General features: G+C 71.3%; 29 protein-coding genes. All 29 read left to right on the top strand.

The genetic code is table 11. From position 1 onward, the window contains the following. Window positions 1-37 precede the first annotated feature (37 nt). The 29 genes from N4G70_RS17300 to N4G70_RS17160 all read left to right on the top strand — a co-directional run bounded on the left by N4G70_RS17300 (window position 38) and on the right by N4G70_RS17160 (window position 23622). Window positions 38-862 (top strand): hypothetical protein, encoded by an 825-nt coding sequence (locus N4G70_RS17300; protein WP_261713535.1) that lies wholly within the window; start codon window positions 38-40, stop codon window positions 860-862. Beyond that, window positions 859-1665: a hypothetical protein gene (locus N4G70_RS17295; protein WP_261713534.1), complete on the top strand. Its 807-nt coding sequence runs from the start codon at window positions 859-861 to the stop codon at window positions 1663-1665. The genes N4G70_RS17300 and N4G70_RS17295 overlap by 4 nt, the downstream gene beginning before the upstream one ends. Further along, entirely contained in the window at window positions 1662-1904 is a 243-nt protein-coding gene (locus N4G70_RS17290) for a hypothetical protein (protein ID WP_261713533.1), read from the top strand. Before N4G70_RS17295 ends, N4G70_RS17290 begins: the two co-directional genes overlap by 4 nt. Then, entirely contained in the window at window positions 1901-2263 is a 363-nt protein-coding gene (locus N4G70_RS17285) for a hypothetical protein (RefSeq protein ID WP_261713532.1), read from the top strand. The genes N4G70_RS17290 and N4G70_RS17285 overlap by 4 nt, the downstream gene beginning before the upstream one ends. Next, on the top strand, window positions 2260-3066 hold the full coding sequence (locus N4G70_RS17280; protein ID WP_261713531.1) for a Lar family restriction alleviation protein: 807 nt from the start codon (window positions 2260-2262) through the stop codon (window positions 3064-3066). The genes N4G70_RS17285 and N4G70_RS17280 overlap by 4 nt, the downstream gene beginning before the upstream one ends. Window positions 3067-3189: 123 nt before the next feature. Beyond that, window positions 3190-3636 (top strand): hypothetical protein, encoded by a 447-nt coding sequence (locus N4G70_RS17275; RefSeq protein ID WP_261713530.1) that lies wholly within the window; start codon window positions 3190-3192, stop codon window positions 3634-3636. Next, complete coding sequence (locus N4G70_RS17270; RefSeq protein WP_261713529.1) at window positions 3636-4868, top strand: PBSX family phage terminase large subunit; 1233 nt, start codon at window positions 3636-3638, stop codon at window positions 4866-4868. The genes N4G70_RS17275 and N4G70_RS17270 overlap by 1 nt, the downstream gene beginning before the upstream one ends. Before the next feature lie 73 nt (window positions 4869-4941). Then, the gene (locus N4G70_RS17265) at window positions 4942-5382 is read left to right on the top strand and encodes an HNH endonuclease signature motif containing protein (protein ID WP_261713528.1); all 441 of its coding nucleotides are present in this window, start codon (window positions 4942-4944) and stop codon (window positions 5380-5382) included. Next, entirely contained in the window at window positions 5369-6847 is a 1479-nt protein-coding gene (locus tag N4G70_RS17260) for a phage portal protein (RefSeq protein WP_261713527.1), read from the top strand. Before N4G70_RS17265 ends, N4G70_RS17260 begins: the two co-directional genes overlap by 14 nt. 19 nt (window positions 6848-6866) lie before the next feature. Next, entirely contained in the window at window positions 6867-9110 is a 2244-nt protein-coding gene (locus tag N4G70_RS17255) for a phage minor capsid protein (protein WP_261713526.1), read from the top strand. Window positions 9111-9113: 3 nt separating this feature from the next. After that, the gene (locus tag N4G70_RS17250) at window positions 9114-9281 is read left to right on the top strand and encodes an Rmf/CrpP fold protein (RefSeq protein WP_261713525.1); all 168 of its coding nucleotides are present in this window, start codon (window positions 9114-9116) and stop codon (window positions 9279-9281) included. Between the two features lie 75 nt (window positions 9282-9356). Next, window positions 9357-10058 (top strand): hypothetical protein, encoded by a 702-nt coding sequence (locus N4G70_RS17245; protein ID WP_261713524.1) that lies wholly within the window; start codon window positions 9357-9359, stop codon window positions 10056-10058. Between the two features lie 20 nt (window positions 10059-10078). Continuing rightward, window positions 10079-11089 carry a major capsid protein gene (locus tag N4G70_RS17240; RefSeq protein WP_261713523.1) on the top strand — a complete coding sequence of 337 codons (1011 nt, stop codon included), beginning with the start codon at window positions 10079-10081 and terminating at the stop codon, window positions 11087-11089. Further along, window positions 11089-11286, top strand: a complete 198-nt coding sequence (locus N4G70_RS17235; protein WP_261713522.1) for a hypothetical protein — start codon at window positions 11089-11091, stop codon at window positions 11284-11286. Before N4G70_RS17240 ends, N4G70_RS17235 begins: the two co-directional genes overlap by 1 nt. 2 nt (window positions 11287-11288) lie before the next feature. Beyond that, window positions 11289-11684, top strand: coding sequence for a hypothetical protein (locus tag N4G70_RS17230; RefSeq protein WP_261713521.1), 396 nt, complete (start codon window positions 11289-11291; stop codon window positions 11682-11684). After that, window positions 11681-11998: a hypothetical protein gene (locus N4G70_RS17225; protein ID WP_261713520.1), complete on the top strand. Its 318-nt coding sequence runs from the start codon at window positions 11681-11683 to the stop codon at window positions 11996-11998. The genes N4G70_RS17230 and N4G70_RS17225 overlap by 4 nt, the downstream gene beginning before the upstream one ends. Further along, entirely contained in the window at window positions 11995-12348 is a 354-nt protein-coding gene (locus N4G70_RS17220; protein WP_261713519.1) for a hypothetical protein, read from the top strand. The genes N4G70_RS17225 and N4G70_RS17220 overlap by 4 nt, the downstream gene beginning before the upstream one ends. Beyond that, window positions 12348-12779 carry a minor capsid protein gene (locus tag N4G70_RS17215; RefSeq protein ID WP_261713518.1) on the top strand — a complete coding sequence of 144 codons (432 nt, stop codon included), beginning with the start codon at window positions 12348-12350 and terminating at the stop codon, window positions 12777-12779. The genes N4G70_RS17220 and N4G70_RS17215 overlap by 1 nt, the downstream gene beginning before the upstream one ends. Before the next feature lie 11 nt (window positions 12780-12790). Then, window positions 12791-13330, top strand: a complete 540-nt coding sequence (locus N4G70_RS17210; RefSeq protein WP_261713517.1) for a phage tail tube protein — start codon at window positions 12791-12793, stop codon at window positions 13328-13330. Continuing rightward, window positions 13330-13812, top strand: coding sequence for a hypothetical protein (locus N4G70_RS17205; protein ID WP_261713516.1), 483 nt, complete (start codon window positions 13330-13332; stop codon window positions 13810-13812). Before N4G70_RS17210 ends, N4G70_RS17205 begins: the two co-directional genes overlap by 1 nt. A 236-nt stretch (window positions 13813-14048) precedes the next feature. Then, a complete protein-coding gene (locus N4G70_RS17200; protein ID WP_261713574.1) occupies window positions 14049-16454 on the top strand; it encodes a phage tail tape measure protein in 2406 nt (801 codons plus the stop codon). Window positions 16455-16456: 2 nt separating this feature from the next. Next, window positions 16457-17362: a phage tail family protein gene (locus N4G70_RS17195; RefSeq protein ID WP_261713573.1), complete on the top strand. Its 906-nt coding sequence runs from the start codon at window positions 16457-16459 to the stop codon at window positions 17360-17362. A gap of 15 nt (window positions 17363-17377) precedes the next feature. Continuing rightward, entirely contained in the window at window positions 17378-18358 is a 981-nt protein-coding gene (locus N4G70_RS17190; protein WP_261713515.1) for a hypothetical protein, read from the top strand. 13 nt (window positions 18359-18371) lie between these two features. Beyond that, window positions 18372-19478 (top strand): hypothetical protein, encoded by a 1107-nt coding sequence (locus tag N4G70_RS17185; RefSeq protein ID WP_261713514.1) that lies wholly within the window; start codon window positions 18372-18374, stop codon window positions 19476-19478. Continuing rightward, the gene (locus N4G70_RS17180) at window positions 19479-20462 is read left to right on the top strand and encodes a hypothetical protein (RefSeq protein ID WP_261713513.1); all 984 of its coding nucleotides are present in this window, start codon (window positions 19479-19481) and stop codon (window positions 20460-20462) included. A 15-nt stretch (window positions 20463-20477) separates the two neighbouring features. Further along, the gene (locus N4G70_RS17175; RefSeq protein ID WP_261713512.1) at window positions 20478-22079 is read left to right on the top strand and encodes a phage tail protein; all 1602 of its coding nucleotides are present in this window, start codon (window positions 20478-20480) and stop codon (window positions 22077-22079) included. A 68-nt stretch (window positions 22080-22147) separates the two neighbouring features. Beyond that, window positions 22148-23032, top strand: a complete 885-nt coding sequence (locus tag N4G70_RS17170; protein ID WP_261713511.1) for a peptidoglycan-binding protein — start codon at window positions 22148-22150, stop codon at window positions 23030-23032. A gap of 69 nt (window positions 23033-23101) precedes the next feature. Continuing rightward, complete coding sequence (locus N4G70_RS17165; RefSeq protein ID WP_261713510.1) at window positions 23102-23365, top strand: hypothetical protein; 264 nt, start codon at window positions 23102-23104, stop codon at window positions 23363-23365. Continuing rightward, window positions 23362-23622, top strand: coding sequence for a hypothetical protein (locus tag N4G70_RS17160; RefSeq protein WP_261713509.1), 261 nt, complete (start codon window positions 23362-23364; stop codon window positions 23620-23622). The genes N4G70_RS17165 and N4G70_RS17160 overlap by 4 nt, the downstream gene beginning before the upstream one ends. Window positions 23623-23630 lie beyond the last annotated feature (8 nt).

The following is a 23630-nucleotide window of genomic DNA, read 5'->3' as shown; positions in this document are numbered from 1 at the left end:
GCCCCCGGATCACCAACACCTGTAAGGAGAAGGACCGTTGAGCCTCGACGCCATGGATTGGGTGTGGACCAAGTCCGCAGCCAAGGGCACCGCCCGCATGGTGTTGATCGCCATCGCCGACAAGTGCCCCGATGACCAGTGCACTGCCTACGCCGGTACGACCATGCTCGTGCAGCGCACCAACGCCGCCCGCTCGTCGGTTGTACGGGCCGTCGACCGGCTGCTCGCGTCGCGCGAGTTGAAGGTCGTCAAGGAGGCTCGGGGGCCGCGCGGCGAGACCGTGTACTGCCTTCCGCACGCCATCGGGCACGTGCGGACCGTGCCCGAGGTGTCCGCCTTTGGTGGTCCGCAATCGCGACCGGTAGCAAATCCGGACCGGTCCGAAAACGAGACCCCCGGGGGTAGCGAAATGCGACCGGAGGGGTCGCAAAACGAGACCCCCAGGGGTAGCGATTTGAGACCCCAGAACGCATATGAACGCAAGCACCAAGCAGAACAGCAGCCGCGCGCGACCCGGTCCCCGCTGATACCCGAGCTGCACCCGCTCGGCGACGCCCTCGCCGCCGCAGGCGTCGCCGTCCGCTGGACGCTCGGCCTCGGCGAGCAGCGCGACGTCTTCCAGCTCGTGAAGGCGCACGGCGTCGAGGCCCTCGTCGGCCTCGCCGCCCGCCGCACCACCCTCGGCACCGAGGCCAAGCCCGCCCGCTACTGGCTCAAGGTCTGGTCCGACCTCGACCGCGCACCGTCCGCCCAACCGGGCCCGAACGTCGTCCCGTTGCGTGCCGCGCCCGCTGCCTACACGGACAACCTCGCCGCCGGCCTCGCCCTGCTGCAAGCCCAGAAGGAAGGCACCGCCCCGTGATCGACAACCACATCGCCGCCCTGTTGGCGTTCGCCGGCCGCCTCGACTCCCGCGTGCGCCGAGCCCTCGCCGACCCGCAGCAGTCCGCCCGCACCATAGCCGATTGGACCGCCGCCCTCGCCGACGTCCCCGCCACCCTGCCCAACACCGGTTGGGACGCCTCGCAGGCCGTGCGCCGCTACTACGAGCAGCGCGCCGGCGACCGCTCCGCACAGTTCCGCCCAGTCGAGCCGCACGACGTGCTCGCCGCATGGGCGCCGCACCGCGCCGAGCTCATGAACCGCCACACCGACCCCGTGCCCACCGCGGACCCGGACGACCCGCAGGCATGGCGCGAGGAACTGCTCGGTACCCGGGCTGCGGTCGCCCACGGGCACACCCCGCCCGCCCAGTACCGCGCCGAGATCGACCAAGGCGGGCAGAAACGTCTCGCCGCCCTGATGTCCGGCGTCGGCCACGGTCCGCGCCGCTACATGCCCGCCGAGGTCGCCGCACAGCTCGCCGACTTCCGCCCGACCCGCGCCGCACGCGAGGCCGCCGTCGCCGCCGGACACCCCGACGCCTACGCCCATAAATGCGGATGGTGCGGCGCCGCCGTCGACGAGCCGTGCCGCACCGGCTACCGGCGCAACGGCAAGGGCCGAGGCCACCGCGCCACCCCGCACCCGTGCCGCATCGACACCGCCGCCCGCGCCGCCGAGCAGGCCGAGGACGAGCACAACCGCCTCGCCCGCCTCATGTCCACCCCGCCCGCCCCGCGCGAGACCCGCGCCCGCCACATATCCGGAGGACAGCACCAGTGACCCCGGCCGCTGCGCGCGCATCCATCGCCGCAACCCTGACCGACGAGCTCGGCGTGCACCCCCACCTCGCCGCCCTCACCGCACAGTCCCTGACCGACCGCCTCGCCGTCGACGGATGGGAGATCAACACCAGCAGGCACGCGCGACCGGTCGCGCCTCGCGCGCGGGAGACCCGCGCAGCTCGGCGCCTGCTCGCTCGCCTCACCCGCAACACCCGCACGAAGGGGGACGCACGATGAACCACACCCGTACCCGCACCGACTCGCGCCGAGGCCGGATCGCCGCCCGCGAGGACGAGCGCGAGCAGCGCCGTACCCGCCTGCGCCTGTTCCTCGCCCGCGCCGACCGGGGCGTGCTCTCCCCCGAGGACTGCACGGCCCTGCGCGGCGACGTCGAGGCCGAGGTCGCCGAGAGCGACACCCACCGCCGCAGCGCCGGCGGACAGCAGGCAGCAGCCATGCGTCTGCACCGCCGGATTGCTGCTGCCGAGCAGTGCCTCGTCGAGACCGAGACCGAGCGCGACCAGTACGCCACCGAGGCCGAGGCACTGCGGCAGCAGCTCGGCGAGCAGCACGCCGTCGAGGAGGGGCGCCGATGAACTACGCCACCGCCGTGCACGAGACGGTCGCAGCCCTGCGCACCATCCGCGAGCAGTGGGCCGAACTGCTGCTCGCCATCGAGGAGCCCCCGGCCAACGTCTGGCCCCCTCGGCAGCTCACACACACTCTGCGCGCCACGAGCGACGAGCAGCTCGTCGTCGAGGACCGGGCGCCACTCGTGCTGCGCGAGCATCCCGCGCCGGCCAACCTCGACGCGCTCGACGCCGGGATCGCCATCGAGCGGCAGGTGTTCGGGTTGGCTGACACGCTCGCCGCCGCCGTCCAGCACACAGGGCACGGCGACCTGCGTCGGTGGGTGTTTCAGAACCCGAGCGCACCGAACACGCGGGGCGCGGCCGGATCGCGGGCGCACGGGCTGCACTTCGCCTGTGTGTGGGTCGAGGGGCGCCTGCTCGACGAGGACACCACCCCCGAGGAGCAGCTCGACGGCACCCTCGCCGCCCCGCCGTTCGCTCCCCTGCCCCCGTACCTGCTGCACGAGGCACGGCGTACCGCGCGCATCGCCGAGGGCCGCCTGCTGCGGACCCTCGGTCTCGACCAGCGCACCACGCCCGTGCCCGACCGGCCGTGCCCGTGGTGCGGCGGCGAGCTCACCCTGCACACCGACCCGGACGAGGCGCCGAGGGTGACCTGCTCGACCGGCGAGGACTGCACCGCGCCCGTACCGCTCGACGAACGAGGGCGGCGCGTGTGGGGGTGGACCGATCTCGTCGCCCTGGTCGGCGCGCTCGCCGCCGCCGAGGAAGTACCCGAACAGGCTTGCGCCGTTACCTGTTCGTGACCTAATGTTGGGAGCGCCTCCGGCGTGCCCGGAAACTTCGGACCACTCTTGACCCGTACGCCCCGCCACCTCCCCCCCCCGTGGCGGGGCGTACGCATGTCCGCCGGGAGGTGAGCGCCGCCTATGGCCGAGCCGATCACCGACCGGGACCGAGACGCAGTTCGCCGCCTGCACGCCGAGGGCAAGAGCCGGAACCACATCGCGCGAACCACCGGGCGCGGCGCCGCCACCGTCTCAAAGATCGCCGGCGAGCTCGGCCTCACGTTCTCCGGCGGCGCCCGCGTCGCAGCAGCCACCGAGGCACACCGCCAAGACTCCGCCGCACGGCGCGAGCAGCTCGCCGACGAGGCCCTCGACGGCGCCCTCGGGCAGGTCACCAAGACCACCGCAGCCGAGAACGCACGCGATGCCCGCGACCACGCCACCGCCGCCCGCGCCCTTACCGAGGTTCACGCCCGCGTCGCCGAGCTCGCCCGTACCAGCGGCACCGGAAGCAAGGGCGGCGCCATGCTCGACCGCCTCGCCGACGCCCTGCTCGGGCCTACGGGTGGTGACACCGAGGGGGAGTGATGGCCGCGCCCCTCCCTCTCTCCGACAAACAGCTCGCCTCGATCCGGCAGGCACGCGCGCGCATCAACCTGTGGCATGGCAGCGTCCGCTCGGGTAAGACGATCGCGAGTCTCGTGTGCTTCCTGCTCCTGGTTCGCCGCGCGCCCGCCTCGGGCCTGATCCTGATCTGCGGGCGCAGCTTGCAGACCATCGAGCGGAACATCATCGAGCCGCTTCAAGATCCGGGACTTTTCGGAGACGTCGCCGACGAGGTGCACCACACCCGGGGCGCGACAACGGCCGTGATCCTGGGGCGCGTTGTCCACCTGATCGGCGCGAGCGATGCTCGGGCTGAGGGCCGGCTGCGCGGACTGACGGCGTCACTGGCGTACGTCGACGAGATAACCCTGCTGCCCGAAGCGTTCTTCGTGCAGTTGCTCGCCCGCTTGTCGGTGCCTGGTGCGAAGCTGCTCGGCTCGACGAACCCCGACTCGCCCCGGCACTGGCTGCGCACGGACTACCTCGACCGCGCGGGCGAACTCGACCTCGCCGCCTGGCACTTCCGCCTCGCTGACAACCCCTCGCTTGCCCCCGCGTACGTCGCCGCCCTCACTGCGGAGTACACCGGTCTGTGGCGCCGCCGCATGATCGACGGCGCATGGGTGGTCGCCGAGGGTGCGATCTACGACATGTACGACGAGCAGCAGCACGTCGTCGACACCCTGCCCGCGATGCGCCGCTACTGGCTCGGCGTCGACTACGGCACCGCGAACCCATTCTCGGCGATCCTGCTCGGCCTCGGCGACGACGACCGCCTGTACGCCGCCGCCGAGTGGCGCCACGACTCCCGCGCCGTCCGCCGGCAAATGACCGACGCGCAGTACAGCCGCGCCGTCCGGGAATGGCTCGCCGAGCTGGACGTCGTACCCGAGTGGACGTTCATCGACCCGAGCGCCGCCTCGTACTCCACCCAGCTATGGGCCGACGGGCACCCCGGAATCGCGCGCGCCGACAACACCGTGCTTGACGGCATCCGCAGCGTGGCGAGCGCCCTCGACTCCGGTCTGCTGCGCCTGCACCGCTCCTGTACCGGCCTGCTCGACGAACTGCCCGGCTACGTATGGAGCGACCAGGCCGCCGCCCGGGGTGAGGACAAGCCCGTCAAGGCGAACGATCACAGCGTCGACGCGCTGCGCTACGCCGTCCACTCCACCGCGCACGAGTGGCGCCACCTGCTCACCCGCGCCGCCTGACTCGCACTGCCAACTGCCGCCCTGGTCGCCGCTGTTGGCACCCCGGGCTCTGCCATGCCCAAGGGGGGCCGCCATGCGCCGTGACTGGACCGACCGTTTCCTCGCCCGCCTGACTGACACCGAGCGTGGTTGCTGGGAGTGGATCGGCACCCGCGACCGCTACGGGTACGGGCAGATGTGGGTCGACGGGCGGTACCGCTCGACGCACCGCCTCGCGTACGAGCGGCTGCGCGGCCCGATTCCTGACGGCCTGGAAATAGACCACCTGTGCCGTAACCGGGCGTGCGCCAACCCCGACCACCTCGAACCGGTCACGCACCGGACCAACATCCTGCGCGGCGTCTCCTTCGCTGCTTGCAAGGCACGGCAGACGCATTGCATTCACGGCCACGCCTTCACCTCGGCCACCGTCTACCGGGCGCCGAACGGCACCCGGAAATGCCGCCCCTGCCGCACGACGGCGAACCAGCGATACCGGCGACGTCGAGCGGGGGTGAGCTGTGCCGCTGCCTGACAACAACGCCCCGTGGCCGCCGCCCCAACTCGCCCCGCTGTACGGCGAGATGCGTTTCGATGACGCGTGGTACTCCGGCGACCGGCACCGGCTCGCCGAGGTCTACCAGGGGCAGCAGCGGCGCGAGGACGGACGGCGTCGCCTGTGGGCACGCCATCGTCAGCAGCAGCCCGGCAAGCGCGACGGACGCCTGCACATTCCGCTCGCCGGCGACATCGCCACCGCTTCCGCCGATCTGTTGTTCTCCGAGCCGCCGACGTTCGCCGTCGAGGACTCCGCCACGCAGGACCGGCTCGCCGACCTCGTCGAGACCGGCGGCATCACCAACACCCTGTTGGAAGGGGCCGAGGTCGCCGCCGCGCTCGGCGGCGTGTACCTGCGCATCACCTGGGATGCGTCGCTTGCCGCGCGTCCGCTGCTCACCGTCGTGCACGCCGACTGTGGCGTGCCCGAGTTCCGGTTCGGGCAGCTCGCCGCCGTCACCTTCTGGCACGAGCTCGCCTCGGACTCCGCCACGGTGTGGCGCCACCTCGAACGGCACGAGCCGGGGCGCATTCTGCACGGCCTTTACCAGGGAAGCCCGGACCGGCTCGGCACTCGTCTGCCGCTCACCGAGCACCCCGAGGTCGCCGCACTCGCCGACTCGCTCGGCCCCGAGGGCGACGCGATCGAGACCGGCATAGCCGAGCTCACCGCCGCGTACGTCCCCAACATCCGCCCCAACCGAAGGCACCGCGGATCACCGTTCGGACGGTCCGACTACGCCGCACCTCTCCATGACCTGATGGACGCGCTCGACGAGACATGGTCGAGTTGGCTGCGCGACATCCGTCTCGCCCGCGCCCGCCTGCTCGTGCCCGACGGGTACCTGCGCGACCACGGACCGGGCAGGGGCGCCTCGTTCGACGACGACCGGGAAATCTGGCAGACGCTGAACATCCCGCCCACCGAGCAGGGCGCCGGCATCACCCTGTCGCAGTTCGCGATCAGGGTCGCCGAGCACTCCTCGACGGCCGACGCGATCGTGCAGCAGGCCGTACGGTCCGCCGGCTACTCGGCGCAGACGTTCGGGCTCGGCGACCAGGGCGGCGCCGTCACCGCGACCGAGGTCAAGTCGCGCGAGCGCCGCTCGATGATCACCCGTGACAAGAAGTCGCGTTACTGGCTTCCTGCCCTCGCCGACATGCTGCTCGTGATGCTCCGGCTCGACCGGGAATTCTTCACCCCGGGCCTCGTGCCGGAGCGCCCACGGGTGACGTTCGGCGACTCGGTCAGCGAGGACCCGGCAAGCACCGCGCAGACCCTTTCCCTTCTGCAACAGGCGCAGGCAGTGAGTACCGATACCAAGGTGCGCACCCTGCACCCCGATTGGGACGACACCGCAGTGCAGGCCGAGGTCGACCGCATCCTGACCGAGACCGGCCAGGCAGTACCCGACCCCATGCAGGCCGGTGCCCTCGTCTGATCACGCGATAGGGGGCGCCGTGCCGATCCACCCCGGAATGGTCGAGGATCTCTCGGCCGGCGTCCGCGACCTGTACGCGGACGCCGAGCAGCGGCTGCTCGGCATCGTCGCGCGGCAGCTCGCCGACGGGTTCGAGGCCCCAGGGTGGGCCACGGCCAAGCTGCGCGACATTCAGGCCCTGCGCCGAGGCGCTCAGGGAGTCGTCGACGCCCTCGGTTCGGCCGTGCAGTTGGAAGTCTTCGACGCGGTCGCCGAGGCGTACACCACCGGAGCCCGAGCCGGTCTCGCCGAGCTCGGCGCACTGCACGACGACGACCTGCGCCGCATCGCCGAGTCGACGCCCAACACGAGGGCGGTCGACCGGCTCGCCGCCGAGACCGCCGAGCTCGTCACGCAGACGCACCGGGGAATTCTGCGCGGCGTCGAGGACGGATACCGGCAGGTGATCAGCGAGGTATCGGCGACGCCGCTCCTCGGCATCGACACCCGCCGCCAGGCCACACAGCGCGCGATGGAACGGTTTTCCGACCGGGGTCTGCGCACGTTCGTCGACAAGGGCGGGCGCGCCTGGCAGATGACGTCTTACGCCGAGATGGCCACGCGTACGGCAACCGGCAGGGCTGCGGTCGAGGGGCACGGCGACCGCCTGCGCGCGGCCGGCCTCGACCTCGTCATCGTTTCCAACGCTCCTCATAACTGCCCGCTGTGCGACCCGTTCGAGGGCAAGGTGCTGAGCCTGTCCGGGCCCGACGGCGCCCGCTCGGTCGAGGTCGAGCACGCCACCGTCGACGACGAGCTCGTGCGCGTGCACATCCTCGGCAGCGTCGACGAGGCACGGCGCCGAGGCTTCCAACACCCCAACTGCCGCCACAGTTTGAGCGCCTACCTGCCCGGGGTCACCCGGGCGCCGGTCGAGCACTCCGAGGACCCCGACGGCTACGACGCATCACAGAAGCAGCGGGCGATCGAGCGCGGCATACGCAAGTGGAAGAACCGCGCCGCCGCCTCGCCGACGCCCGAGGGCAAGCGCGCGGCCGAGGCCAAGGTGCGCGCCTGGCAGAAGAAGCAGCGCGACCACCTCGCCAACCATCCTGAACTCATCCGGCGGCGCGAGCGCGAGCAGCCCGGCGCCGGCAACCTTCCCCCGAGCGGCGGCACGGCCGGACGCCCCGGTTCGCCGTCCGGTCCGGGCTCCGATCCGTTCGAGGCCGCGCGCGTCCGCTCCGGCGACGCGCGCACGCTGCCGGAGATGAGCGACGAGCAGCTCGGCGCCGCGATGCGCCCCGGGGTGCTCGATCAGCGCGACCTCGACCGCATCCGTACCGAGGGCGACCGCCGCGACGAGCAGATGCTGCTCGACCGCATCCGCCCGAACAGCCAACTCGCAGGCAACCTTGCCGAGTTCAGCGATGACGAGCTCGCCCGCGTCTCCACTCACCTTGGCGACGGCGACATGCTGCGCGTCATGGCGGAGATGGACCGCCGCGACGTCGACGCCGCCCTGCCCGGCGCCCGCCGGGACCTCGTCGGCATGTCCGAACGCGAGCTCGCCGCCCGCGCCCGCAACCTCCAGGACGACCGAAGCGCGATCGGCGCCGAGATCCACCGCCGCCGCCTGCTCGCCGACGTCTTCCCCTCCGGGCGCCTCGCCGGCGACCTGTCCGGCGTCGGCGACGACGTGCTCGGGTGGGCCGTGCGCTACGCCTCCCCCACGGATGCGACGCGCATCGTCGACGAGATCGACCGCCGGTACCCGCCCGCCCAACTCCCCGACGCAGCAGGGGCGCACCGAGTCGAGGGGCAGCTCGCCGACCGGGCCACCGTCGACGAGGTGCTCGCCCCGGCCGCCGACGCGGACGCGTGGAACGGCCTTTCCGTCGACTGGTACGCGGGCATGTCCGCCACCGAGCGATGGATCGCCGAGCGCGAGTACGCCGACATGCAGCAGCGCACCGCCTACACCCGCGCACAGATACGCGAGATGTACCAAGAGCACCTGTACGCGCAGGTACTCGACGCGGAGGACGCGACCAACGGCTACATGCTCACCAAGGCCGCGCAGCTCGCCGGCGTCGACCCGATCTCTCTGTTCTCCGGACCCGCGCACGTCGCCTACGCCCGCGCCTCGGAAGAACTCAAACGCTGGTGGGCGGACAACCCCCGCACCACGTTGGCGGAGTACGAGGAGATGGTCACCGGGCAGCGCAGCAGCGCCGCCGAGACCGCCCGCCGCTCCGGCAACACGCAGCAGAACCGGCTCTAGGGGGTGATCGCGATCGGCCCCCGAGGCGCCCTCGTGCGCGCGCTGCTCGCCGGCATCGAGGCCGGACGAGGCGCCGCCCCCATCACCTCGTGTCCCTACCCGTCCGGCGACCTGCGCCGCTCGGCATGGGTCCGCGGATTCGCCAAGGCGCGCGCCCTGCCCACCGGCTAGGCCGCCGCCGCCATTCCCTCTCTTCGGGCCCGTCATCGGCGGGCCCTTTTCCATGCCCCGGAGGTACGCCCCGACATGCCCGAGCACACCCTCGACGACGCGCTGCCGACCCATCCGCGCACGGGCGAGGCCGCCCTCGGTTTCCGCCGCGACGGCCGCCCGATCTGGCCCATCAAGGGCGGCTCGGGCGAGGGCGGCGACCCCGCTCCGGCCGGCGACCCGAACCCCGCGCCGAACGCCGACCCGGGCACGCCGCCCGCACCGCCGGCACGTGATCCGGCCGCCGAGCAGCAGCTCGCCGAGGCCACCGCCCGCGCCGACGAAATGAGCGCCGAGCGCGACGAGCTGCGCGCCGCCCTGGACGCGGTGAACAAGGCGCTCAACCCCGACGCCGACGGCTCCGAGCAGGACCCCGCCAAGCTCGCCGCCTCCGTCGCAGAGCGCGACAAGCAGCTCGCCGACGCTGCCGCGCAGCTCCGTACGGCGCAGGTCGAGCTCGCCGCACACAAGACGGCGACCGAGCAGGGCGCGCGGGCCGACCGGCTGCTGAACTCCCGCGCCTTCCTGTCTGCGGTCGCCGATCTCGACCCGGCCGACAAGGGGTTCGCCGATGCCCTCGCCGCCGCGATCAAGAGCGCGGTTGATGGCGACCCCGACCTCTACCGCGCCGCCCCCACGGGGCCCGCGCGTGGCGGCGCCGAGTTCAACGGCGCCCCGACCGGTGACCGCAAGCCCGCCACGTTGCACGACGCCATCGCCGCCCGCCTCGGCGGCTGACCCCAAGGAGCCCTGTACTTATGGCGATCACTCTCGCCGACGCCAAGCTGAACACGCAGGACGACCTCGATCTGACCGTGATCGACGAGTTCCGCAAGTCGTCTTGGCTGCTCGACAACATGACCTTCGACGACGCCGTCTCGCCTGCGGGCGGGGGCGCGACCCTCACCTACGGATACACGCGCCTGATCACCGAGCGGCCGGCGCAGTTCCGTGCGCTGAACACCGAGTACCCCAAGGCGCAGGCCAAGCGGCAGCGCTACACCGTCGACCTCGCCCCGCTCGGCGGCGCGTTCGAGATCGACCGTGTCCTCGCCAACCTCGGCGCGGCGGCGACCAACGAGGCCACGTTTCAGATGGGCCAGACGATCAAGAGCGCGAACGCGTTCTTTAGCGATCAGGTCATCAACGGCAAGCGCGTGACGACCCCCGGGGCCGAGGCCGGTTTCGACGGTCTCGACAAGGCCCTCGTCGGCTCCACCACGGAGATGGGCGCGGGCGCCTCGCTCGACTGGACCGGCGCGACGATCGGCTCGGACGCGGGCAAGGCGAACGATGCGTTGGACATCCTCGACGAGTTCCTCGCGCTGCTCGACGGCACCCCGTCGGCCCTCTTCGGCAACAAGAAGACCATTGCCCGCGTACGCTCCCTCGCGCGTCGGGCCGGCTACTACGACCGCTCGCCCAACGCTTTCGGCGTGAACGTCGAGACGTACAACGGCATCGCCCTGGTGGACCTCGGCGACAAGGCCGGCGCCACCACGCCCGTGATTCCGATCGAGTCCCGCGACGTCGACGGCGCAGGCGCGGGTACCGCGATATCGGGCCTGTCCGACCTGTACGCCGTGCGGCTCGGTCTCGACGGTTTCCACGGAGTATCCACAGTCGGTGGACAACTCGTGCGGCAGTGGCTGCCCGACTTCACCACTGCGGGCGCCGTGAAGACCGGCGAGGTCGAGCTCGGCCCGGCCGCCGTTGCGCTCAAGGCCACCAAAGCGGCGGCTGTGCTGCGGAACATCAAGGTGCAGTGATGGCCGGTTACTTGATCCTTGCGCCGCACGAGGGCGACGAGCAGATCGCCGGCGTCCACTTCACCGATGGGCGCGCGAGTGCCGACGAGCTCGGCGAGGGCGTGCTGCTGTACTTCCGCCGCCACGGCTACGAGGTCGAACCGGTCGACGACAAGCCGGCCGGCCGCACTGCTGCCCGGTCCAAGTCGAGGGGGTGAGCGTGCGGCGCCCGTACGCCACCCCCGAGCAGCTCGCCGCATGGACCGGCACCCCCGCCCCGACCGGTGCCGAGCGGCTGCTCGCCCGAGCGTCCGAGGACATCGACTCGGCACTGCTGACCGCCGTCTACCCGGTCGACGAGGACGGCGACCCGACCGAGCCGGCGATCGTTGCCGCGCTTGCCGACGCCACGTGTGCGCAGGCCGAGTATTGGCTCGCCACCGGGGACGACGGCACCGGGGCGGCCGGCCGGTGGGACTCCGTTTCGATCGGGCCTGTCTCCCTGTCCGGGCGCAGCAGCTCGCCGCCCGCCGCGTCCGGGGTCGAGCTCGCGCCCCGTGCCGACCGCACGCTGCGCCGTGCCGGACTTACCCCGGGGCGGGTGATCGCGTGGTGAGCGTCCCCTCGTTCCTGTTGCGTCACCGCGTCACCGTCGAGCCGTACCTCGGCGACTCCGCGTACGGGCCCCGGTACGGCGATTCGGTCGCCGACGTGCCCGCGCTCGTCGCCGAAACGGTGCGCATGGTCCGCGCCCCGGACGGGCGCGAGGTCACCTCGACCGCGCAGGTCATCGCCGCCCCCGACCTCGTCTGTCCGGCCGGCTCGCGCCTCACCCTGCCCGATGGACGCGTGACGACCGCACTCTCGGTCGCCCACCACACCGCGCCCGGTCTCCCGGTTCCGGCGTGTACGGAGGTGAGTTGCGAATGAGTCCGCAGCGCGCCCGCCTGCACTGGCATGGCCAGGCAGCAACCGACGCGATCCGGCAGGCCGCCGCCCGTGGTCTGCTGCTCGCCGCCGAGCACACCCTCGCCGCCTCTCGGCAGCGTGTGCCGATCAACGAGGGCACCCTCGAACGCTCCGGCGCCGCCTCGGTCGACGAGCAGAACCTGACGGCTGCGGTTTCCTACGACACCCCGTACGCCGTGCGCGTGCACGAGGACATGACCGCGCGCCATCTGCCCGGCCGCCGTGCGAAGTACCTGGAAAGCGTGCTGCCGGAAGTCGCCGACGATGTGCAGGCGTTGATCGCCGCACAGGTCCGGCGGGCGCTGCGCTGATGACCTACACCGTCGATCTCCTCGACGGTCTCGCCCGCCTGCTCGACGAGCACGGCGTCGGCATCTACCGGCCCGACGGCGTATACGCCCCGGGCGAGACCGCGATCACCATCGCCGCTCTTCCGCCCGCCCCCGACCGCGTCGTCTGCCTCTCCGCGTATCCGGTCGCCGAGTCGTCGCTGCTGACCGACACCACAACAGGCGTTCAGGTGCGCACCCGCGCGAGCTCCGACCCCCGCGAGGTCGACGCGCTCGACGACCAGGCGCACGCCGTGCTGCACGGCTCCGGCCCTCACCGCTTCGGCGCCGTTCCCGTGCAGCTCGTCTATCGCGTCTCGGCCGCGCCGCTCGGTGCGGATGGCTCGGGGCGCTGGGAGCGGACCAGCAACTACTACGCCCGCGCCCACCGGGCGCACCCCAACCTCGAATAGGAGGCGCCCCGTTGAGCACCCCGACGCCGCCGGCCGAGACGATAACCGCCCTCGCCCGCCGCTACCGCCTCGAACTCGACACCGGCACCACCGGCACCCCGGCTTGGAGCTTGGTCCCCGGAATCACGGAGTTCACGCCGAAGGTTGAGCCGACGCAGCAGGACGTCAGCACGTATGACACCGATGGATGGGTCGAGCAGGCCGTGACCATGCTCGCGTGGTCCATCGAGACCACACTCGCCCACCGCGCGCACCCCACGACCGGCGCGTTCAACGCCGCCCAAGAGGCGCTGCGCAAGGCGGCGATGTCTTTCGGTGCGGCCTCGTACGTGCGGATTCGCTACTACGACCGCAACGGCGCCGCCGACGCGCAGGAGGGCACGGCCCTGGTCACCTGGGAGCCGGACGGGGGCGGGCCGGACGAGGTCGACACGATCAAGGTCACCTTTACCGGCTCCGGTCCCTTGAAGGAGATCACCAACCCCAGCGCCGGCGGGGGCACGTTCGCCGCCGAGACCAAGTCGCTCAAGACCGCCGGGGGTGATGCGTAGTGGCGTTCGAGGCACTCGACGAGCTGCTCGTCGAATCCCTGCCCCTGCCGATCGGCGGCACCCTCTACACCGTGCCCGCCCCGACAGCCGAGGTCGGACTGCGTACGCAGGCACTGATCAATGCCGCCGCCGTGGCGGCCGATGGCGGGAAGGTCGACGAGCAGGTGCTCGGCGACGCTGCCGAGCGCGATCTGTACCGGGACGTCCTCGGTACCGCGCACGATCAGATGGTCGCCGACGGCGTGCCGTGGCCCGCGCTCAAGCACGCCGCCCTCACGTCCATGGTGTGGATCGCGCAGGACAAGGGCGCGGCCGAACGCTTCTGGAACGCGGCCGGCGACCCTTCTCGACTGGCCCCGAACCGAGCAGCACGTCGCCAGTCGGACGCGGCGAGTACGACGAGGTCTCGGGGCTCTTCGAGTGGTACGAGTACCCGCCCGGCGCCCACCCGCGCCAAGCCAAAGGGCAAACGCAAGACCTGACTTGGGCCCGGATTCTGTCCGAGTGGCCGCTCGTCGAGGCTGATCTGCACGAGGTCTACGGCATCGACCTCGGCGACCCCGTAGTGCTGCGCACCCGCTCTTGGCGATGGCTCCGGCTGCGCATCCTCGCTCTTCTCTCCGCTGAGTCCCGCCTCGCCCGCGTGCTCACACCTCCGCCCGCCGCTCCCGCACCCCCGGGAGGCACGACCCCCGGGAGGTGACGAGCCGTGGCGCTCATGGTCGGCGAGCTCGCCGCAACCGTCACCGTCGACGACTCCGGCGCCGGCGCTGGAATGCAGCGCGCCCGTGCTGCTGTGCAGGCGGGCGGCGACCAGATCGCCGCCGCTGCCAACCGGGCCGGACAGCAGGCCGGCGACAACCTCGGCGACGGTCTCGCCGACGGCGCCGCCGATGGGGGCGAGCGGGCCTCGCGCGGCATGGGCACCGCGCTGAAAGGATTCGCCGCCGCCGCGATCGGCGCGACGATCGGCGGCGCCCTGATGGCCGGCCTCGGCCAGGCCATGGAGCAGGGCAAGATCGCCGGGAAGTTGCAGGCGCAGCTCGGGACGAGCGGCCCGGTCGCCAAGGAATACGGCAAGGTCGCCGGACAGCTCTACTCGGGCGCGATCGTCGACTCGGTCGAGGACGGCGCCGAGATCCTCAAGGGCGTTGCCCAACAGGGCCTGTTGCCGCCCGAGGCGACGCAGGGGCAAATCAAGGCCATGGCGACGCAGGTCGCCGATACGGCCTCGGTCATGGGCGAGGACGTGTCCGCCGTGTCCCGCGCGGTCGGCACGATGCTGAAAACCGGCGTCGCCAAGAGCGCCGAGGAGGCAATGAACGTCCTCGTCAAGGGGACACAGAACGGCACCAATAGCGCCGAGGACTTGCTCGACACGTTCTCGGAATACAGCACGCAATTCCGCGACTTGGGGCTCGACGCGTCCACCGCGATGGGCCTTATGCAGCAGGGCTTGCAGGGTGGCGCGCGCGACGCCGACACGGTCGCCGACGCCTTGAAGGAATTCGCGATCCGGTCGAAAGACATGTCGACCACAAGTGTCGGTGCGTTCAAGGACATTGGCCTGAACGCCGGCACGATGGCGAAGGTCTTCACCAAGGGCGGACCTGAGGCCAGTAAGGCACTTGGCGACGTTCTGCAACGCATCAAGGCCATTGAAGATCCGGCCAAGCGCAATGCGACCGCCGTCGCACTTTTCGGCACCAAGGCCGAGGATCTACAGGGCGCACTCTTCAAGCTCGACCCGTCGACGGCGGTAAAGAAGCTCGGCGATGTGAAGGGCGCCACCGACGCGGCCGGCGACGCCATGCGCGACAACGCTGCAACCAAGTTCGAGGCTTTCAAGCGCGGCGCGATGCAGAAGGTCGTCGACGTCCTCGGTACGTACGTGGTGCCCGCGCTGACCACGGGCGCCGACTACCTCGGCAGGTTCGGCGGCGCCTTCCAGGCGGCTGCGGGATTCGTCAGCGAGCACTCGACCTCTTTCTCGGTCGCCGCCGGCGTGATCACGCTGATTATGTTGCCGACCCTGGTCGGCCTCGCTGTTCAGGCCGGTACGACTACGGTCGCCGTGGTCACCGGATGGGCCACACAGAGCGCCGCCGGGGTCACCGCGGGGGCTCGGTTCCTCGCGACGAACGCCGTCATCCTCGCCGGATGGATCGCGCAGAGCGCGGGCGCCGCCGCCACCGCAATACGCGTCGTCGCCGCCTGGCTGCTCATGGGCACGCAGTCCCTGATCCAGGGCGCCCGCATGGCTGCTGCCTGGCTGCTCGCGATGGGCCCAATTGCCCTTGTGATCGCGGCAGTTATCGGCATCGTTGCGTTGATCGTCGCCAACTGGGACACGATTGTTTCCGCGACAAAGACCGCGTGGGAATGGGTCTGGAACAAGATCAAGGGCATCGGTCAGCTACTGCTCGACCTGTTCCTGAATTTCACGCTCGTCGGAATCATCATCAAGCATTGGGACTCGATCAAGGCCGGAACGCTCCGCGTCTGGACCGCCATTGTCGATTGGGTCAAGGGCATCCCCGGACGGCTCGTCTCGTTCTTCCTCAACTGGACGTTGCCCGGCTTGATTATCAAGCATTGGCAGAGCATCAAGGACGGCACCGCGCGCAAGGCGGGCGAGCTGCTCGACTACGTGCGCGGACTGCCCGGCCGGATCGTCGGCTACTTCGGCAGCTTCGGCACGATGCTGGTCGACAAGGGCAAGGATCTGATCCGGGGCTTGTGGGCGGGTATCAAGTCCATGGGTTCATGGCTTAAGTCGACCCTGATCTCGTGGGCGAAAGACTTGATTCCGGGGCCGATCGCAAAGGCGCTCGGTATCCATTCGCCCTCGCGCCTGATGCGCGACAAGATCGGCAAGTTCATTCCCGCCGGCATCGTCGAGGGCATCCGTGCGGGCGCCCCCGCCATCGACCGCACGATGCGCAGCCTCGTACCCGTTCCCGCCGCACCGCAGTTCAGTGTCGGCGGTATCCCGTCGGCCAACTCCGCGTATGGCTCGGGCGGTTACGGGCCTGCTCTCCATATTGAGAACTGGCACGCAGGCAGCGCGGGCGCGGACGAGACCGCCGCCGCGCTCGCCTGGCACGCCAAGGGCAGGGGGTGACGATGGCCGCCGGCGACCTCGTCACCGCCCCCGGGCATGTCCAGTTCGGCGACCTGCTGCTCGGTCCGTCCACTGCCTACGGGTGGAAGACGCTTGCCGGATGGGAGGACACCCCGGGCCTCGACTCGGGCAACGTCAACCGCAGTGATGCGCACGGCAGTTACCTCGGCCGGCTGCTCGCGCAGTCCCGCATAGTCACGCTCGACGGCGTCGTGATCCGTACCGATCCGGGCCGGATGGGGGCTGCTGTACGGGAGTTGTCCGCCGCAACGGCGCTGCGCGATGACGAGCTGCCGCTCGTGATTCTCCTCGACGACTCCCCGCCCCTGCTCGCGTTCGCCCGCTGCCTGCGCCGTGCCGTGCCCGTGGGCACGGGCGGGTACGGGGTCGGTGTCGTCACCGGGGCGGCGCTCCAGTTCGAGGCGACCGACCCGCGCCGCTACGGCCTGACCGAGCAGCAGGTCGACACCCGTCTGCCGATGCCCGAGCCGGGCCTCGACTGGCACCTCGACCCCGGGCCCGAGCACCTCGACACCCCGCTCGACTTCGGCACCCCGGGCAGCACGGGCACGGTGGTCACGGTCAACGAGGGCGACGCCCCCGCGCACCCTGTGATCACCTTCCGGGGCCCGGTCGCGCTGCCCTCGTTGACCAACCTCGCCACGGGCGACGTGATCGAGTACGACATCGAGCTCGCCGCCGACGACGTGCTGCTCGTCGACACCCGCGAGGGCACGGTCACCCTCAACCGGACCGCATCGCGGCTCTACACCGTGACCGCCCGCAGCGTCCCCGAGAACACGTTCACCCTCACCCCCGGCACGGCCTCGCTGTCCTTTCGCGCCGCCCCGGGGTCCGTCGACCCGCGCGCCTCGTGTTCGCTCCGGTGGCGCTCGGCCTACTGGTAAGGAGGACTGCCTACCGTGACCGTGCGCGCCGCATGGCTGCTGCCCACCGGGCAGACCAGAGAAGACACCCGCCTCGCCCCGCTCGGCACGATGGCGCCCGAGACGGCGATGACGTCGCGCGACGGCGTGATCGCCGGCGGAAGCGCGCTGAACGCGACCGGCGCGGGAATGCAGGTACAGATCGCCACCGGCCGCGCCCTCGTACAAGGGACGGCGGCGCAGGGCGCCTATCCGGTCGCCGTGACCTCGCCCGAAACGTTGACCGTCGCCGACGGGAACGCGCAGTTCACCCGTATCGACTCGGTCGTGCTGCGCGTCCTCGACGGCCTGTACGACACGAGCGAGCAGACCCTCGCCCGCGTCGAGCTCGTCCAGGGCGACGCCACCGCGACCCCCACCGCGCCGACCCTTCCGCCCGCCTGTCTGCGCCTGTGGGACGTGACCGTACCGGCGGGCGCCTCGGCCGGTACCGGGGGCCTCACGTGGGCGAGCGCGCTCGCCGACCGGCGCCGCTACACCGCCTCGTACGGCGGGATCATCCCGCGCGGCTGGGGCCTGTCCTTCGCCGGCGCCTATGTAGGGCAGTACCGCGACAACGGGACCGGCCTTGACCGGTGGGACGGCACGGCCTGGCAGGCGCTCGAACCGTCCGTCGGCTGGACGGCGGTAACCCTCGCGTCCGGCTACACCAACAACGGCAACGCGCAGGGCCCCGTCAGATACCGGCGGATCGACATCGCCGGCGTGCCTCACATGCAGTGGCGCGGCGGCGTCTCGTGGGCGACGTCCGGCACGCCACCGAACAACGCGTACCCGCTCGCCGCCGCCGTTCCCGCCGCCGCACGTCCGGCGAACCTCGTGTCGGTCCCGATCGCGGCCGGCGGCGTCGACATCAAGGCCGACTTTCAGACCGGCGGACTGCTGCGCCTGATTCCCTCGACCGGCCTCACGGTCTGGGCCTCGCTCACCGGAGTGCAGTACCCACTCGACGCATGACAGGGGGTGGCCCTTGACCGCCCCGGTCATCTATCGCGCCCTGTTCTGCGATCTGCGGTCCGATCAGGTCCTCGACGCGCTGCCGCTCACCGACGTCTCACTCGACGACTACATCGGCAAGACCGGCGCTGCGAACGTGACCGTGCCACTGCCGAACCGGCAGCTCGCCGCCCGCGCCCGCGCCGCCGTCACCCCCGGACGAACCGCCCTGTGGATCGAGCGCGGTCGCGAAATCTGGTGGGGCGGCGTCGTGTGGACCGCCAACATCACCAGCGACGCCCGAGGGTTCCTCGGTCTCCAGGTACAGGGCGCCGGATGGGCGAGCTACCTCGATCACCGCGTCGTCTTCCACACCCAAGAGGCCACCACGACCGATCAGTTCGACATCGTCCGTGGCCTGCTCGACTACGCGCAGAACATGCCCGGCGGCGACATCGGCATCGAGTACGGCGCCGAGACTTCCGGCGTACTGCGCGACCGCACGTACCGCAGATACGACCAGCCGCGTATACGCGAGCTCGTCGACCAACTCGGCGCCGTCGAGGGCGGGTTCGAGTGGAGGATCGCGAGCTTCCGCGATCCGGGCAGCGGACGACGCGTCAAGCGGCTGCAACTCGGCTCGCCCACCATCAAGACCGGCACGAGCGAGATCGTCCTCGACCACCCCGGGCCCGTCACGTCCTACGGGTGGCCCATCGACGCGAGCGTGCAGGCCAACGCGTGGCAGGCGCGCGGCGCGTCCGACAACAGAAACCAGACGCAAGAGTCCCTGCCGCTCATGTCCGAGCTGCTCGTCGCCGACGAGGATCTCGCCGCCGGCTGGCCGCGCCTCGACGGCACGAGCGATTACTCGACCGTGGCCGAGCAGCCCACCCTCGACGCGCACGCCCGCGCCGACTGGGCCGCCGCACGGCGCCCGCTCACCATCCCCGAGGTGACCGTCGCCCTCGACCGCGTCGCCCTCTCGCCCGCGCTGCTCGGCGCGACTATCCGCCTGCGCATCCGCGACGACTGGTTCGCCGAGGGCCTCGACGCCCGGTATCGCGTCGTCGGCCTCGCTATCTCCCCACCGGTCCGGGGCCGCCCCGAGACCGCCCGCCTGTTTCTGGAGGCTCCCTAAGTGGCCGCGATTCCGCAGGACTTGCTCGACCGCATCCGTGCCCTTGAGCGTGAGGTGCGCACCCTGACCGGCCGCGCCAACATCCGGCCCGCCTTGAACGAGATCACCAACGGGAAAGTCAAGATCGCCGAGGGCGGCTCGCTAGAGGTCTACTCGCCAAGCGGGGTCGGTCTGTTCGGCGTCGGTCAGTTCGGCCCGTTCTACAACCACCCCGACGGCACCCCGCAGCAGGGCATCGCTATGCAGCGCGAGGACGGCACAACGGCGTTCACCATCCGCGCGAATCCAACCGCGCAGACCGGCGGCGCCATGACGCAGGCCATCAGCCTTTGGGACCGCAACGGGCACATCGTCATCGGCGACGACACCACCTCGGGCCGAGGTATCGGCTCGCCCGCGCTACCGCTGCCCTTCCAGCGGCTGAACACCGACATCGTCATTACGAGCTCGTCGTTCGTCGGCTGCTGGTTCGCCGGAGTGCAGGCGCACAATCCCGTCGCCTCCATTCAACTGGAGTTCGGCGCCGGCGGGGGCAGCACCTGCGAGGTACAGGTGCAGTACCGCCTCAGCAGTGAAGCCAACTGGTCGAACATGGGCACCGGCAGCGTGACCGCCCCCGCCAACGACGTTGCATGGAAGTCGCAATGGTGGTCGTTCCCCCTCGACCGCGCCGACTTTGAGCAGCTCGTGTACTTCCGCGTGCAGGCACGCCAGAAGTCCGGCACAAGCGGCGTGATCTGCAACTGCCTCGGCGGCTTCACCCGCCGCACCTACGGCCCCAACGAGACCCCCGACCCGCCGGCGACCACCCTCGCCGCCCGCGCGTTCGCCGCCGAGGCCGCGCCCGAGGTCGGCCCCGGGTACGGCCTCGACTACCCATTCCAGCCCCCGCCGCACGAGCCGGCCGCCGGACAGTTCGAGCGGGAACCGACGGCGCCGGACACCAAGCCGGCCGAGCCGGGACTGCGCACCCTCGACGAGTAAGGAGCCGCGTACCCCGTGCTGCCCGAAGACATCCCCACCGTCACCGTGACGGGCCGTTTCCTCACCCCCGACGGGCGCCCGCTGTCCGGCACCGTGACGTTCCGTGCCCCCGCACAGATCACCTTCCCCGCGTCCGACGTCATCCTCGGCGGACCCGTGATCGCGAGCCTTGACGCGCAGGGGCAGATATCGGCGACCCTGCCCGCCACCGACGCCCCCAACATGGACCCGAGCGGCTGGTCGTACACCGTGACCGAGCAGCTCGCCGGCATCCCCGCGGGCCGCTCGTACAACGTTCTGCTACCTCGCGAGCGGCCCGAGGTCGACCTCGCCGACATCGCCCCGACCGATCCGGCGAAACCCAACTACGTTGCCGTACGCGGAGATTCGGCGTACGAGGTCGCCGTCGCGCACGGCTACGTCGGCACTCCCGTGCAGTGGCTTGCGAGCCTCGTCGGTCCACGCGGAGCGACCGGCGCGACGGGCGCCACCGGAGCGCAAGGCGCCGCCGGAGCAACCGGCGCGCAGGGCGTGCAGGGGGTGCCCGGCAAGGACGGCGCCCCCGGAGCCCCGGGCGTCGTGCAGTCCGTGAACGGCAAGAGCGCCGCCTCGGTTACCCTGACCGCCGGCGACGTCGGCGCACTCGCCACTGCTGCGGCAGGTTCGGCGAACGGCGTCGCCACCCTCGGGGCCGACGGGAAGGTGCCCGCCGCGCAGCTTCCGACAGGCGGGGGCGGGGGCGCCGTCGACTCGGTCAACGGCAAGACCGGCACCGTCGTACTCACCGCCGCAGACCTCGGTGCGCTCGACCAGGGCGCCGCCGACGCGCGGTACGTCCAGCCGTTCGGCATCCCCGTGCAGTCCGTTGCGGGCAAGACCGGCGCCGTATCCCTCGTCGCCGGCGACGTCGGCGCCGAGGCCGCCGGTACTGCGGTACTGCTCACCGGCACGCAGACAGTCGCCGGAGCGAAGACGTTCAGCAGCGCGCCCTCGTCGAGCGCCGCCCCGACCGCCGACAACCACCTCGCCCGCAAGAGCTACGTTGACGCGCTCGGCGGGGGCGAATGGCGCGCGTCCGACCTCGGTCTGCTCACCTGGGCATTCGATCCGGCCGTCGGCAACTCGACGCCTCTCTACCCCGGTTCGGGCCCGATCCGGGTCACCGCGGTCTATCTCCGCTCGGCCGCGTCCGTGACAAAGATCGTGTGGCACTTCGGCGGATACGCCGGCGGACTCACCACGGGATCATGGGCCGCGCTCTACAACTCCGCCGGAACCAGGGTTGCGCAGACCGCCGACCTGTCGACCGCCGGCGCCGAACCGGCCGAGGCACACAGCGCCGGCGGCGCGACGGTCTCGGTCCCGCTCACCGCCGCCTACTCCGCCCCCGCCGGCCTGTACTACGTCGCCTGGCGGATGCAGTACAACACCACGACCGGCGACGGCCCGATGATGCTCGTCGCCGAGTCGGGTTTCGGCTCGCCGCCCAACTTCTTCGGCCTTACCACCGTGCGCCGCTTCGGTTCCTACGCGACCGGCGCCGCGACCGCCCCCGCCACCATCGCGCTCGCCTCGATGGAGAACGGATCTAACCGTTTCTGGGCCGCGCTCGCATAGGACGCCGCCCCGCTTCCGCCCCTCGCCCCGTGCCTCTGGCCGGGGCTTTTCGCATGTCTGGAGACACCTTGGCTACCCCGTTCACCCCTGACCGCCTCGTCTCGATCCTCCGGGCCGAGGGCGTACGCGTCGTCGAGTACGGCTCGTGGCGCACCCACAACCGCAACCACAAGGGCGCCTTTGGCCCGATCAACGGCGTCATGGTCCACCACACCGTTTCGAGCGGCACCGACGCCTCGGTGCGTCTTTGCTACGACGGATACGCAGACCTGCCCGGTCCGCTGTGCCATGGCGTGATCGCGAAGGATGGCACGGTCTACCTGATCAGTTCGGGCCGTGCGAACCATGCCGGGGGCGGCGACCCGGGCGTGCTCGCCGCCGTGGTCGACGAGCGGTCGCTGCCTGCGACCCACAAGCACGAGGGCAGCGCAGGCGCGGCCGATGGCAACAGCCACTTCTACGGGTTCGAGTGCGTGAACCTCGGCGATGGCAAGGACCCGTGGCCAGCCGCCCAGCTCGACGCGATCGAGCGCGTCTCGGCGGCGATCTGCCGTGCGTACGGCTGGTCGGCCGCGTCCGTGATCGGCCACAAGGAGTGGAGCGACTGGAAGTCGGACCCGAAGGGGTTCGCCATGGCGGACATGCGCGCCCGGATCGGCCGCCGCCTCGGTTCCAAGCCGACCAACCCGACGCCCCCGGCAAAGCAGTACGAGCCGTTCCCCGGGGTGGCGTGGTTCAAGAAGAACCCCCGCTCGCCGGTCGTGACCGCCATGGGGCGGCGCCTGGTCGCCGTCGGCTGCTCGGCCTACTCGCAGGGGCCCGGTCCGCAGTGGACCGAGTCGGACCGGCAGAGCTACGCACGGTGGCAGCGCCACCTCGGCCACAGCGGCGACGACGCCGACGGGTGGCCCGGCGCCGCCTCGTGGGCCGCGCTCAAGGTCCCCAAGGTCTGACCGCCCCGCGCCCGCCCGCACCTGCGGGCGGGCGCCGTCAACTCCCCGCTACAGAAAGAGGAATCACCCATGACTGACGCTGCCCGCCGCACCGTTCGCACCGTCGTGCAGACCGTGCTCGGCATCGCCGCCGGCCTCCCGCTCATCATCGACGCCTCGGGCATCCCGCAGACCGCGACCGGCGTCGGCCTCGCGCTCGCCGTCGCAGGTGGACTCACGCGCGTGATGGCGCTGCCGGTCGTCGACAACCTGCTGCCCCAGTGGCTGAGTGCTGCCCCGAGCGTTGACGACGAGCTGCGCGCCCTCGACCGCAAGAGCGGGGGCAGTGTGTGAGTCTGCCCGAGCCATCGTCCGACTTGGCTGCGGTCGCCATTGAACGGCTCCGTGGCACGGTCGAGGTCGGGTTCGCTCGCATCGACGGATCGCTCGCCCTGCTCGTGCAGCGATCCGACCAGACCGACGAGCGGCTCGACGACTACGAGAACCGCCTCGAAGCCCTTGAAACCCGCCGTTGGCCACTCCCCAGTATTGGGACCCTGACCGGGCTGGCCGGCGTCACCGTGGCTGCGGTCTCCCTGCTCGCCCGATAAGGAGGTGC

It is taken from the genome of Streptomyces sp. ASQP_92 (assembly GCF_025399895.1).
Lineage (GTDB): Bacteria > Actinomycetota > Actinomycetes > Streptomycetales > Streptomycetaceae > Streptomyces.
This window is presented reverse-complemented; position numbering and strand designations above follow the sequence as displayed.